The following is a 14,090-nucleotide window of genomic DNA, read 5'->3' as shown; positions in this document are numbered from 1 at the left end:
TCCATCACCCCTTATTCATTACTTTAGATTCAGATGGCATTCGAACTGCGTTTTCTAAGACTGGAACAGATTGAATCACATTTATCGCTTTTTGCACATCTTTATCTTGCGGTAGTATAAACACACCGATTCGTCCATCATCTAAATCTCGCTTTATAAGTGGTACTAAAGCTGGTGTGCCCGAGTCTCGAAATACTCCTAACGAAACAGAAATATCATGTAAAATTGCTTGTCTTTGACCTAAATTAGCAATCGAGGACCTTGCATCAAACGTTTTTGGTTTCAAAACAAAACCCATACCATACTTTAAGATTTCTTCTTGACGCTCCTTCAAACCGATATTCATGATATATATATTATCCACGTACAAACCAGCACCATCAAAGGTAATATCTGAATGTTCGATATCCACAATCTTACCAAGGCTTGATCCACTCATATATTTTCGAATCAGCAAGTAACAAATAATTGCTACTGCAATACCAACATATATATTCCATACAATAAAACTTAATGTGCTAAATAAAGAAGTAAAGATTACTAAGTAATTTCTACTTTCAAAGGCTATTGCAATACCTTCTATATATGTATTCCCTCTAGAAACCAGCTCGTAACTATCCATCCCCGTAAGCGTTTCTCTTTCCATGTTACGAACTTCCCTAAATTGTGAAGCAGCAATGGTCAGAAATGTGACAGCCGTATATTCTTGCTCTAATAAAGCGGGCACTGCAACCGCTCCAAGACTAGCCGCAATAAATCCTAATGCTAGATGAATAATTTTCCCATGAAGATAAGTTGGATATTGCCGATAATCTGTTTTTAACATAAGTAAACGTGCAATGGTTCCAACAATAATACCGAATAAAATAGCATAAACATATTCATTCATGTATTCCACCTCTTTTTAAGCTCAATTAAATTAATATAATGCTCTAATTTCCTAACACAATAATGCCAACTATGCTGAATGGCGAGCACTAATATAACAGCAAATAAAATAAGATAATACTGTGTTTCATCAATCGTATATTGCAGGTGGTAACTTCGACAAATGGTACAGTATAGCAAGTGTCCAAACGATATAGCAGTTAGTAATATCGCAATCTGACCATTTAATCGCTTAGTTAACTTGCGAATTAACAGAAAAAGAACAGCTATTGCAATAATCGTAAAATATGCACCATTCCATATTGGACTTGTCATTCGCCAAATAAAATAAATAGAATAAGCATAACTAATCAATAGAATATACAGATACTTTTTTATCGTAAATCTGCTTCTAATGGCAAAAAACATACTATATAACAAAAGAAACAGAAAAGATAAATGGAATGGAATATCCATTATTATTACCTCATAAGGCATAAATATTAAAAATAATAAAATTCCAAACGAATATATATATCTTTCCTTGGAATTTGCCATAAAAAACGTAATAAAACACCATATAATCCAACATAAATAGATTGTTAGCAATTGATACATTAGCATCACCTTTAACAAGTATAGGCAATAAGTATAGAATTTAAACATCTGATTATGGGAGCATTCAAACACCGCGCTCTAAACGATGGATATGCTACTTTTAACGGAATTACAAAACTTGAAAGAAAAGAATAGAAGCTATATTAAAAAAGGGTGTATAAATAAGATTAATCGAAAGAGTTCTAAGGGAGAATAACTTTATATAGTTGCTGATCATACGATAGTCATCAGGCAATTAGCGACCGATTATCTCTTTGTTAATAGTTGAATTTTATATTAAAGCATTATGAACACTTTACCCGTAATTCATTGCACAAAAAAGCATGCTACTTGTATAAATAGCATGCTTTCTGAAAGATTAATCTTCTGTATATTTTTTTAATTTGTCACCAATCATATCACCTAATTGGAAACCAGATTGGTCGTCATCTGATTCATATTGTTTAATCTCTTCTTGACTTTTTTCTTCTTCTATTTCTTTGATACTTAAGGAAATACGTTTTTCTGCTTCACTTACATCTAGTACCTTCACATTAACCTGCTGTCCAACTTCTAATACTTCACCTGGAATACCGATATGTTCAGTAGAAATTTGCGAAATATGCACAAGACCTTCTACACCTGGCAACACTTCTACAAATGCACCGAAGTTAACTAAACGTTTTACCGTACCTTCTACGACACTACCTATTGCAACTTTTTCCTCGATATTGTCCCAAGGTCCAGGTAATGTTGCTTTATGAGAAAGAGATACTTTTTCACTTTCTTGATCAACAGATAATACTTTTACATTCAGTGTATCACCTTCAGATACAACGTCCGAAGCTTTTTCTACATGCGTATGTGCTAATTGCGAGATATGTACTAAACCATCTAAACCACCAATATCTACAAACACACCAAAATCCGTGATACGCTGCACAGTTCCTTCAATTTCCTGACCTTCTTTAAGCGAGTCAAGTAGTACATTCTTTTTATTACGTTCTTCTTCTTCTACAACTGCACGATGTGAAAGAATAATTCTATTTTGTTCTTTATCAAGCTCTACGATTTTTAAAGTCAGTAATTTATCTTGGTAATCAGCGAAATCTTCTACAAAGTGAGTTTCTACTAGTGAAGCTGGAATAAATCCTCTTACACCAACATCTACTACAAGACCACCTTTTACAACATCACGGACAGTTGCCTCAATAATTTCGTTGTTTTCGAACTTAGCCTGTAAGTCTTCCCATGCTTGTTCCGCAATAACTGCTTTTTTCGATAAGACTACTTCTTCGTCATCTACCTTCTTTACTTGTAGTTCAAGCTGATCACCTTCACTTACTACATCACTTGCAGTTTCTATGCGAAGCGCAGATAGCTCACTAATCGGAACAATCCCCTCAACTTTATATCCGATATCAACAAGAATATGTTTATCTTCTACCTTCACTACCTTACCTTGTACGATATCACCTACTGAAAGCTCTTTAATCTCGGAAATTTCTTGATTCATTTCATCCATGACATAGACCTCCTTCGATTTCCAACACAAAACATAAAATGTGCTTTTTTCTAACTTCTAACATTTAGCGTGATTTGTCAAGTTATATATCTGAAACTTAATGATTTTCTTTCAATTTTCTGATTTCATCCATAATGACATCTGTCACTTCTTGTGCAGAAGCTTTTTGCTCTCTTAATGAATTCATATCAATTGGTTGACCATATACAACCTTCAATGGTTGTTTACTATGATAATCGCCAACAACTGCACAAGGAACAATTGCAGCTTTAGAACGAAGAGCAAAGAAACCAGCACCAGGCATCCCTTTCTTGAGATCTCCCGTTTTACTTCGAGTTCCTTCAGGAAAAAGACCTAGTACGTTATCTTCTTTTAATACTTCTAATCCTTGTCTTAACGCGTTTCGATCACTCGTACCACGTTTTAAAATAATGGCATTAACATGTTTCAAAATAAAACCAAATAATTTATTGTTAAACAATTCCTCTTTAGCAAGGAAATGAATAGGGCGTGGACAGGTAATACCAACAATAGGGGGATCATAATTTGAAATATGGTTAGAACAAATAATAACTGATCCTTTCTTAGGAATGTTCTCTGTACCTATCGCTTGCACTTTATATTTAGGCTTTAAATAAGATTTTACCACAAATTTTGCAAAATTATAAAAACTCATACCATTAACTCCTCATTTCATTATTAACTAAAGATAATATGGTATCTGCCACTTCATCAATAGATAATGAAGTCGTATCGATCTCTTTAGCATCATCCGCTTTTTTCAACGGTGACACTTCTCTTTCTGAATCCATTTTATCACGTTTTTTAATATCACGCTTTATTTGTTCAAGATCCGATGCGAATCCTTTATTGACGTTTTCTGCATGACGTCGCTCAGCTCGTTCCTCTACACTGGCAATTAAAAAGACTTTTACCTCTGCATCTGGTATAACATGTGTACCAATATCTCGACCATCCATAACTACTGCTCTTTTTTCTGCAAGTTTTTGTTGTCTTTTCACCATTTCTTCTCTCACTTCCGCGATAGAAGCAATAGCCGAAACATTCTTAGACACTTCATCTTTTCTGATCGCGTCAGTAACATTTTCACCGTCAATAAATACTTGTTGATCAGCATCAATATCAATTTGTATTTCATGTAAGTGATTCATGATGACATCTACATCATTAATATCTATTTGGTTATTTATCACCGAATATGTTAAAGAGCGATACATCGCACCCGTGTCAATGTATACATAACCTAATTTTTTTGCTACTATTTTTGCCACTGTACTTTTACCGGCTGCTGCTGGTCCATCAATAGCAACAGCTAACTTTCTTTCGTTCATTCTAATTCCTACCTTTCTCTTTTACGAAAAACCTCTTCTTCTTTCCTCCAATTGTTTAGTATAACAGTATTGTACGATAAATTGTTGATCTTTTTGATCAATTTCATTAAATTTAACAGACAAAAGATTTTTTTCTTCCGTACTTTCATCAATCCTTACAGCCTCACCAATAGTATGTATATACTCCAGTTTTTTATCTACAGGTAATACTAACATAATATCAAGCAACTCACCCTGACTTATCGAAAAATTGTTATCTAGCAAGACTCCTAATCCGCCTCCACTAATATCGTATGTAACAGTTGTAAATGGATCAAATTTTTCTTCCACACTTTGAATCGAAACATCTAAAAATGCCTTTACTCGAACAAACTCACGTCGTTGGATCTTTGTCAAATTATCAAGTTGGAAAGAGAGTATCAGTACTGGTACATTATTTAGCTTCGTCTTACCAATTACCTCAGTTGGGAAGCTATACACTGAATTCATCTCAATAAAATGGACTTGAAATACTGTGCCCATAGTAAAACTAGTTAGTCCATCATTTGCAGGATAATCGATATAAATTCTCCCATCTTTTGCATCAACTACTTTTGATTTATATATGTCGTGTTCAACATCCATTTGTTCCAATTGTAATAATGTGCCGATTTTAATCAATGTGCATCCTCTTTCTTTTATCATTTATTATTAGTGCAAATTACTCATCAACAAAAACAGAATCGCTCTCAAGACCTATTATCGCAAAAAAAAGAAAGAAGGAAAAGTCCTTCTTTCTCCATTTATTAATATTTTATCTCAGCTTGTTTTAATTTATCCACTCTCACTTCTTTTCCGTCTGCTGCATCGATAAATATTTTATACGTGTCATGGTTCAATGTGCCTAAATGCACATATGTTAGCACCTCTTCACCCATATCATCTTCCATGATAGCAAGATGATGTTCTTGAATTTCTAAATTAGGATTAACGTTTTCCCGTGCTTCTTCATCTGATAATTCAGGTTCAGGTATGTCTCGCTCATGTGTATTTTCTAAATAATCTTTAGCTACAAACCCTAATACTTCACCATTATCTAAGGCTACCTTGACTTGAATAGCATCTGGGTAAATCCATACATCATCATATTCTGGAACAAATTGAAACACACCGACATTGTCATATTGATTACTCTCAACTAACACAAGATTTTCGCCAAAATCTAATTGTTTAACGTATTCCTCTGCTTTTTGCATAGCATGATGAAGACTTATATCAGAATCAGCGACCTCACGATTAATCATAACAGTAATAGGATAGCCACCGTTTTGCGTTATATCTATATACCCAGTTTTTTCGTCTTGTTCAAAAGAACCACTGAATAACGGTACCTTTGCACCATCGCCAGTTGATGCAACAACCAAATCCGTATCCTTATCTATATTTAACAGAGAACGCATTTTCTTCATTGCATCTTCTTCTGATATTTTGTTATTGCCTAACATCGTATAGCCGTCTTTCTTACTAGATGTACCTAGTATACCTGATTGTAGCTTTCCTTCTGCATATCCTTCTACCGTCTTTTCTACTGTCTGAAAACCATCAATTATAGTATTATCTGCCTGCTCATCATTATTGACTAACGCTAACTGTACATCCATCCATCGTAAATTATCATTCAGCACCATATTTTGTACTTTGCGCAATTCATGTTCAATATCACCTGACATTTCGTAGAGTGACTCTAACGCATCAAGCTCATCATCAGATAGTGGTTCCGTATCCAGATCTCTAACTGCTGTTCTATAACTGAAATCACCCATTTGTTGCAAAAATTCCTCTGTTTTATTAAATGGTAATAATGTTAGTGGTAATTGACCAACATCGTTATGTGCCATTGATGTTAATCGCCAAATTTCTGCCAACTGTGGCGACAGTTGTTTTTTCGTATTCATTGCTAAAGTCGAACCAATCTTATCATGCAAAAGGTCAATATTATATGTTAAATCATGAAATGAGCGTTGATAACTATTTTCAGCTTGGATTAAAATCGCATTTTTCTCTTGATGCTCTTGATATCCCCATACAGACACTCCTATAATCCCTAAACTTAACAATGTTATTAATATCCAACGAACCATTTTTCCACCTCCAAATAATTACATACAGAATATGTGTTTACCGATTCGTTTAATTTGTGGCCGTGACCAAATCCATCCAGATGTCGCGGTATCTGGATTAAAGTAATAGAGAGCTTCTCCTGTTGGATCCCAACCATTTATCGCATCTAATACAGCGCTTTTTGCCCTATCATTTGGGGTTAACCAAATTTGTCCGTCACTTACTGCCGTAAACGCTCGTGGTTCAAAGATAACGCCAGATACTGTATTGGGGAAAGTGGAGCTTTCAACACGATTTAATATAACTGCTGCCACTGCCACCTGCCCTTCATATGGCTCACCCCTTGCCTCACCATAAACAGCATTGGCCATGATTTGTATATCATTTTGCGAGAATCCTTGTGGCATATTAACAGCGGCTGGTTCTAAATCCTCTTCTGCTGCTTCCGGTTGCTCTGCTGGTTGCTGCTCACCATCAGGCTGTTGTTCCTGCTCTGGAGTTTGTCCTTCTTGTTGTTTACCACTGCCATCCTCTGATTTACTAGGCGTTTCTTCTGATTGCTTGTTTTTATCAACTCCACCATAGTAAGTAAACTTCTTACCTTGATCAATCTGCTCATGAACAAAGGAACGATCAAATTCACTTGCCTTCACGAGCTTTTGTTTCGCTTGTTCACCTAGTAAACCGTCAATGTCCATACCAAATTCATATTGAAAATTCCTTAGCGCCCAATAAGTTCCCCAACCAAAGACACCATCAATATTCCCATTATAAAATCCCAAATATTGAAGCCGTGCTTGTAATTCCACCACATCATCACCAGTTGCACCATGTTGAACTACTTGATCAGAAAACCCATATACTACTTGTCCTCTTCCATCTATAAAGCTAAATACACCTATCATGAAGAGTACTAAACAGACTATCATCCTTTTTTTCATGAAAGCTACCTCCAAAAAAATACTAAGTAATATATTGTTAAAGATAGCTTTTAATAAAAAATGAATTTTATTCATCAAATAATGAAACGAAAAGAGACTGCCCTATTGGACAGCCTCTCTTTACTAATGACGTAATTCATTTATCACAGGACATGAATTCATAATACCTCCACTTTTTTTATTTGGTCACTTATGCCTGTTGCTTGCTCATCTCATTTGCAACTTTTACTTTTCGTAAGCAAAGTAACCATAAAAAGAACATAAAAGGTATCAGCGCATACACCCATTGTTTCTTAATTAATTCTAAAATAAAGTCATATGTCCCATGCAATACTGTAGGTAAGATTAGAGCTAGCAAGATCGGTATAAATCCGTTGTTAGGAGAAAATTTAGCCCTACCTAAATAATACCCCATTATTACTCCAAATAACGCATGTGAGGAAACCGGAAAAATCGCTCTACTAAAAGCAAATTCAATGCCATGTGCAAATAAGTAAAGGATGTTCTCTACAGTTGCAAAGCCCAAACTAATAGATACCCCATACACAATACCATCATAGACAGTGTTAAATCTTGAATATTTATATGTAGTGAAAATGAAAATAAACCATTTAAAAAACTCTTCAAATAACCCATAAACAAAATATGACTGCATAAAAGGACTTTGGGCAATTCCTTCTTCTTGAAACGCAAATTGAATAAACATGATCGGAAATACAAGTAACGCGCCGTATAAAAATGTCCTAAAAATAGCAAAGATTGGCTCTAACTCATACTCATCTTTTAAATAAAAAAAAGAAAGTAGTGCAAAAGCAGGAGCAATAGATACGGTTATGAGTGAAAACAACGGAGATCACCTACTTTCTATCTCTACAAAATTATCGCATAATATCAAATTAACCAAAAATCACTCTATAGCATTATCTATCATGACCGTTTACGTGATATAATGTTAAAGAGACACTCCATTCAGGGATTTGCACCGTGATACAAAATGAAACATTAAAAAGAAAGTTGGTAGCCTGATGAAAAAGACATTAATTATCCACACTGGTGGTACAATATCAATGAAAGAAAATCAAGATGGAGCAGTTGTTGAAACGGATATACATCCTTTATCTCATTTGAAAGCTTTAGATCCATTTAAGATAGAAGAGGTAAATCTATTTCATTTGCCATCACCACACATCACACCAGAACATATGTTTCAACTATCTTCATTCATAACAGAAAAAATTCATATTGGCACATATAATGGAATAGTTGTTACACATGGTACAGACACACTCGAAGAGACTGCTTATTTTGTCGATCTCTGTATAAAAGCTGACATACCAATTGTTTTTACTGGTGCAATGCGTTCAAGTAATGAAATTGGTTCTGATGGTTTGTACAACCTACTTTGTGCAATCCGCGTTGCAGCGAACCCTAAGTCAGCTGATCGAGGTGTATTAGTTGTAATGAATGACGAAATACATACTGCAAAATACGTAACCAAAACATCAACGAGCAATGTCGCGACATTCCAAAGCCCTCAATTTGGGCCTGTAGGTATGGTAACAAAGCAAGATGTTTACTATTATCAAAAAACATATCATCATGAGACAATCTATATGCAAAATCTCACAAAAAATGTATTACTACTGAAAGCATACGCCGGAATGTCGGCTGACTTATTAGAAAATATTCAACCAAACAAAGTTGATGGCGTTATTGTGGAAGCTCTTGGACAAGGGAATGTTCCTCCTGCTATCGTTCCAGTTATTAAAAACCTCATTAAAAATGGGGTAATCATTTTGTTCGTATCCCGAAGTTATAAGGGCATTGTCCAACCGACCTATCAATACGAAGGCGGTGGTCGCACATTACTAAAAGAGGGCGTTATTTTTGCCAATCATTTAACTGGTCCAAAAGCTCGCTTAAAACTTATGATGTTATTAGAAAACAATGCTTCACATGAAGAATTATCCGTGGCATTTAGTAATTAACACACTTTTATTACGGTGTATGAGTCTATAAATCTTTGTTTATCATATATACCCTGATGGGTTAAGCTGTTAACATCGATATTCCCCACTTAAGAAAAAATAAGTGGGGAATTATTACGAAAAGAATTAATTCTCTTTATTTTGAACAGAACTTGCAATTAAGCCTCCATGGAATCTACCATTCTCTATAAAAATTTCATTATTATCATATCCTGCTGCAATCACACCTGCTATGTAGAGATTAGAGATATTGGTTTCCATTGTCTCTTTGTCAAAAGTAGGTCTACCTGTTTCTTTTTCGATAGTAATACCTGTTTGTGTTAAAAAGCTTTGATCTGGTTGATAGCCTGTCATCGCAAAAACAAAATCATTTTTTATAGTAAATGTTTCACCATTTTCTTTATAGACAACTTCCTCTTTTGTTATTTCTTCTACCGTTGCATTAAAAGCCATTTTGACCTTACCATGCTTCACAAGCGAAGCAAACTCAGGTAATATCCACGGCTTAACACTTGCAGAATATTCACTACCACGATAAATTACTGTGACATTTGCGCCTGCTTTATGCAGTTCAATCGCAGCATCTACTGCAGAGTTCTTACCACCAATAACAACAACATCTTGTTCATAATATGGGTGTGCCTCTTTAAAGTAGTGAGAAACTTTCGCTAACTTTTCACCTTTAATGCCCATATAATTTGGTTGTCCATAGTAACCTGTTGCAATAATACAATAAGTTGTTTGATATGTACGTTCTTCATTCCATTGGTTTTTAGTTTCAACGATGAAACCATCTTCTGTTTTTTCCACTTTTATAACTTCTTCAAAGCTGTTAATACGCAACTTTTTTCGTTGTGCAACTGTACGGTAATATGCTAACGCTTGATTTCGTACAGGTTTATTTTTTTCGGTAACAAATGCTACGTCGCCAATTTCTAATTTATCACTCGAACTGAAAAACGTTTGATGTGTTGGATATTGGTAAATAGCATCTACGATATTACCTTTTTCTATTAACAACGGATCGATTCCGATATTTTGTAATTCGATAGCCGCAGACATTCCACAAGGACCTGCACCTATAATAATTGCTTTTTCTTGTTCCATAAACAAGACACTCCTTTAATACTTTACATATTTACGTTATTTGAATCACTCTTCCTATTTATCATACAGAAAAATGGATAACCTATTATATAGTAACATTTTTACAATTAAAAATATAGAGGGATAAAACATACATTAGGAGTTTTGAACTCTCACTGATTGTTAGCTAAACTTACTAGGTAAGTCAGCACCTGTTTACATGATACAGCAATCTATATATATATAACGACAAATAAAACAGCTAAAATTAGAACGATAAGAACGACGAATCGGACATATGTCAAAGGTATTCTCCATTTCATTTTCCCATTCCGTCCACGATGTAACTCACTTCTAGGAGGTAAGGAATGTACGTGATGTTCTACCTTCCGCTTCATTTTATTTCTTAATGCTGCTGCTTGATCCATTTTTTTATCATCCTTCATTTGTTATCCTCCTCGTTCTTATTAATAAGGCCAACATAACATCGACTAAAAAATGAAGTGTGATAACAACAACAAGACTTCCTGTCCAATCAAAGACAAGTCCTATCCAGAAACTCAATCCAATAACTGTAACGAATAGCACTATTTTCGATAAGTATCGTACGTGTACAACTGCAAACAAAAGACTTGCAACCATTAATCCAAAATGACTTTGTAGAACACCTCTAAATAGCAATTCTTCCGTACATGCAATAACAAAACAAAGTACTATAATTTCTGCATAAGAACCTTCTTTAAATAATTTGTAGTTAATTCCCCCATCATCCCACCACTTTTTAGGAAGGAACTTCATAAGAACTAGATCGATAAACACAATAACTATTGCTGAAACAACACCAAATACAACTAGATGATACCCGTTCCACGTAAACATAGAAAGGAAAGTTTGCCAATTATCAAATAAGAGAACAGCAAGGGTTATCATCAAAACATTTAGTATAAACTGGGTGAGCCATACTTGCTGTTTCAACTGTTGACTTGAAAGATGGTTAATGATTGCTGCTTGTTTATTATTCATCTGTTTCTCCTTGATACAATATCTCTCGTAAGTTTATTCGCCAGTTATGCTCACTTACTTGACTTATTTTCACACTTGGTTGCCATTCATCCCAATTGAATCCACACCTATCACAACACATAAATGTCGGGTCTTGAATATGGTCTTGAAAATGTAAAAACAATGCTTCTCTCCTACATGTTTTTGTATGTAGCCAATCTACCATTTCATTTAATTTAGTATATTTATACCTTTGACGCCTCTCGATAACCTCTTCTATACTACTAACTGCATCCTCATAACTAATATCTATCGTGTTATTTTTAGTCATTCCTAATCGTTCTAACTGATAGGCGAAAAATCGCCAATGTGCTTCCATGCCATTCGACGTGATTAAAAATGCATCTTTTATTTCATCCAACGTTTTTTCGCCATTATATATATAAGACAGCATTTGTTTAATTACTTGTATATCTGGTAATTCCGCTTCTAATAAACGTTGTGGAATGAAGCGATCATATTCATGATACAATATAACACTAACTGAATCCTGACCATCTCTACCAGCACGTCCGATCTCTTGAATATAAGATTCAATTTGTGACGGAAAATGGTAGTGGATAATTAATTGGATATCCTTTTTATTAATTCCCATCCCAAACGCATTTGTACAACAAATAACATCTAGTTGCTTATTCATAAATTGTTGTTGGATAAGCAACCTATCTTGATTATCTAGTCCACCGTGATAATAAGCGATAGCTCTATTTTTCACTCGAGCTTGCAGAACAGATGCGACCCTTGCCGCTTCGTCTCTACTTGAAAAATAAATTAGTGTCGGTACACGATAATCAGTAATAAGCTCTGTAACACGCTTATCTTTACCTTTTTGGTCATACATCGCTTCTACAACTAAAGCGATATTTGGTTTATCCATTGGATAGATAAATTTCTCTACGGCATTCAATTGTAAAGCTTGTATAATATCTTCTTGTACATCAGGTGTAGCTGTAGCTGTCAAAGCTAATAGAGTTGGTTTATTTAACAGTTGATGCGCTTCTTTTATCCGCAAATAATCTGGTCGAAACTCATGTCCCCATTGCGAAATACAATGTGCTTCATCTACAACAAATAAACTAATTTTCAATGTTTTCAATCGACCTAAAATACGCTTACTTTGCAGCATCTCAGGTGATAAATAAATCAACTGATAGGCATGTAAGTTGTCTATTAATCCTTCTCTTTCTTGATATGTTAACATACTATTTAAGGCAGCTACCTTCTTAAAACCCATTGCTTTTAATTGTTTCACTTGGTCTGTCATTAGTGATAATAATGGTGAAACAACAATGACAGTCCCTGATGACATCATTGCGGGTAATTGGTAACAAATCGATTTACCCGTACCTGTTGGTAACACTGCAAATACATTTTGTTCATTTAATATTGCTGTGATAATCTCTTTTTGACCTTGCCTAAAAGTAGTGTAACCAAAGTAATGTTCTAAATAATTTTCTAATTTTATTTCAGACATAATCACGTTCCTCTATCGTTTCTTTATACCCTAATGCCATTACCAGTTTAATGTGAAAGTAACTAATGGATTCTGGTAGCTTACTTTTGATTTCTTTTAATTTTTTTGATTGTATCTCCGATAAAGCTTCTTTAATTAACGCAATTTGTTCCTTTGTAATGTATGTCGACCAGTTAAATGTTTTATTCACATAAGCAATTTCCACAATATGGTCCATGATCGTATTTTGCTTCAAATGTCTTAAATGAGCGATTTCCTCAACAGATAAACCGTGTTCCATATAGTATAAAGTTTGATTTGCTGAATTACTTAAAAGCGGTTTTTCTTTTTTTATAACATATAACTGATGCAGAAAGGCGAAGTCTTTTCCGTTCTCAATAGCTGTACATATAGCATGAATAACATTGGTGAACATTAGTTGGACATCATGATGTGTAAGCTGGTATTTATTTGCCACTTGATATTTGCTTAAACCGACCTTTCTTTGTGAAGTTAAACTATCCACGAAGACACCTGCGTGCGTATCAGGTAACCCGATTAGCAAATCATTTAAATCTTGATAAAGGTCGTGTAGCAAACGTTCTGTCCCTTTTTTTTGTTCTAATTTCCATAGCCTTTTTATAAACTTTTGCGTCTCTATATCTTCTATAATCGGTATAAAACGATGTTTGTTAACATGAAGGTGTGTGATTGTTTGGATAAATAACAACAAATGCAAGGAATATCTAGCTGCTACATCTTGGTATTTAGCGCCATTTAAGTAGATAGCCTCTTCATATTCCGCTTTAAGCTGTTGGTAAAATACTTTACCATTTTCCGTTACATCTGCAGTCTGTTTCTCTTTATTAAGCTGAATAATATCTTGCTCCATAAACTGTTGAATCTTTTGATTAAATTCTGCTCTAGCTAATGACTTATAAACACCAAAATACTTTGTTAAGTCAAACAAGTTACTATCTTGTACCGTTTGCGTTGATTTTTTTGCCGTTAGTAGGTGAAATATATTATAAATAGTTCTTTCACCATTTAATTTCACGATACTATCCAATAAAATAAATTCAAACATATAAAACACCTCTATTTATTCTTCTATTTTAT

Annotated in this window: 15 protein-coding genes; 1 reads left to right on the top strand and 14 read right to left on the bottom strand. The window is 34.4% G+C overall.

The window, feature by feature from the left end:
• Positions 1 to 4: 4 nt before the first annotated feature.
• From SH601_RS08905 to prsW, 9 genes are all read right to left on the bottom strand, one after another.
• Positions 5 to 889, bottom strand: a complete 885-nt coding sequence (locus tag SH601_RS08905; RefSeq protein WP_319957939.1) for a YIEGIA family protein — start codon at positions 887 to 889, stop codon at positions 5 to 7.
• Positions 886 to 1,485, bottom strand: coding sequence for a YphA family membrane protein (locus SH601_RS08900; protein ID WP_425323694.1), 600 nt, complete (start codon positions 1,483 to 1,485; stop codon positions 886 to 888). Before SH601_RS08900 ends, SH601_RS08905 begins: the two co-directional genes overlap by 4 nt.
• 358 nt (positions 1,486 to 1,843) lie before the next feature.
• Positions 1,844 to 2,989, bottom strand: a complete 1,146-nt coding sequence (gene rpsA / locus SH601_RS08895) for a 30S ribosomal protein S1 (protein ID WP_319957937.1) — start codon at positions 2,987 to 2,989, stop codon at positions 1,844 to 1,846.
• Positions 2,990 to 3,086: 97 nt separating this feature from the next.
• Positions 3,087 to 3,665 (bottom strand): lysophospholipid acyltransferase family protein, encoded by a 579-nt coding sequence (locus SH601_RS08890; RefSeq protein ID WP_319957936.1) that lies wholly within the window; start codon positions 3,663 to 3,665, stop codon positions 3,087 to 3,089.
• A gap of 4 nt (positions 3,666 to 3,669) precedes the next feature.
• Positions 3,670 to 4,341 (bottom strand): (d)CMP kinase, encoded by a 672-nt coding sequence (cmk, locus tag SH601_RS08885; protein WP_319957935.1) that lies wholly within the window; start codon positions 4,339 to 4,341, stop codon positions 3,670 to 3,672.
• A gap of 21 nt (positions 4,342 to 4,362) precedes the next feature.
• Positions 4,363 to 5,001, bottom strand: a complete 639-nt coding sequence (locus SH601_RS08880) for a flagellar brake protein (protein ID WP_319957934.1) — start codon at positions 4,999 to 5,001, stop codon at positions 4,363 to 4,365.
• Between the two features lie 125 nt (positions 5,002 to 5,126).
• Entirely contained in the window at positions 5,127 to 6,461 is a 1,335-nt protein-coding gene (gene ypeB / locus SH601_RS08875; protein ID WP_319957933.1) for a germination protein YpeB, read from the bottom strand.
• Positions 6,462 to 6,479: 18 nt separating this feature from the next.
• On the bottom strand, positions 6,480 to 7,382 hold the full coding sequence (gene sleB / locus SH601_RS08870) for a spore cortex-lytic enzyme (protein ID WP_319957932.1): 903 nt from the start codon (positions 7,380 to 7,382) through the stop codon (positions 6,480 to 6,482).
• Between the two features lie 190 nt (positions 7,383 to 7,572).
• A complete protein-coding gene (gene prsW, locus SH601_RS08865) occupies positions 7,573 to 8,229 on the bottom strand; it encodes a glutamic-type intramembrane protease PrsW (RefSeq protein ID WP_319957931.1) in 657 nt (218 codons plus the stop codon).
• Between the two features lie 178 nt (positions 8,230 to 8,407).
• Between prsW and SH601_RS08860 the strand changes: the two genes are divergently transcribed.
• The gene (locus SH601_RS08860; RefSeq protein WP_319957930.1) at positions 8,408 to 9,370 is read left to right on the top strand and encodes an asparaginase; all 963 of its coding nucleotides are present in this window, start codon (positions 8,408 to 8,410) and stop codon (positions 9,368 to 9,370) included.
• Between the two features lie 126 nt (positions 9,371 to 9,496).
• Here the strand turns inward: SH601_RS08860 and SH601_RS08855 are convergent, their stop codons facing one another.
• From SH601_RS08855 to SH601_RS08835, 5 genes are all read right to left on the bottom strand, one after another.
• Entirely contained in the window at positions 9,497 to 10,477 is a 981-nt protein-coding gene (locus SH601_RS08855) for a YpdA family putative bacillithiol disulfide reductase (RefSeq protein ID WP_319957929.1), read from the bottom strand.
• A gap of 212 nt (positions 10,478 to 10,689) precedes the next feature.
• Complete coding sequence (locus SH601_RS08850) at positions 10,690 to 10,902, bottom strand: hypothetical protein (RefSeq protein ID WP_319957928.1); 213 nt, start codon at positions 10,900 to 10,902, stop codon at positions 10,690 to 10,692.
• Positions 10,892 to 11,479: a CPBP family intramembrane glutamic endopeptidase gene (locus SH601_RS08845; RefSeq protein ID WP_319957927.1), complete on the bottom strand. Its 588-nt coding sequence runs from the start codon at positions 11,477 to 11,479 to the stop codon at positions 10,892 to 10,894. The genes SH601_RS08850 and SH601_RS08845 overlap by 11 nt, the downstream gene beginning before the upstream one ends.
• On the bottom strand, positions 11,472 to 12,992 hold the full coding sequence (locus SH601_RS08840) for a RecQ family ATP-dependent DNA helicase (protein WP_319957926.1): 1,521 nt from the start codon (positions 12,990 to 12,992) through the stop codon (positions 11,472 to 11,474). The genes SH601_RS08845 and SH601_RS08840 overlap by 8 nt, the downstream gene beginning before the upstream one ends.
• Positions 12,985 to 14,058: a YpbB family protein gene (locus SH601_RS08835; RefSeq protein WP_319957925.1), complete on the bottom strand. Its 1,074-nt coding sequence runs from the start codon at positions 14,056 to 14,058 to the stop codon at positions 12,985 to 12,987. Before SH601_RS08835 ends, SH601_RS08840 begins: the two co-directional genes overlap by 8 nt.
• Positions 14,059 to 14,090: the final 32 nt, after the last annotated feature.

This window comes from Gracilibacillus pellucidus (assembly GCF_033949965.1).
Classification (GTDB): Bacteria; Bacillota; Bacilli; order Bacillales; family Amphibacillaceae; genus Gracilibacillus; species Gracilibacillus pellucidus.
The sequence above is the reverse complement of the archived record's forward strand: the minus strand, read 5'-3'. Positions and strand labels throughout refer to the sequence as shown.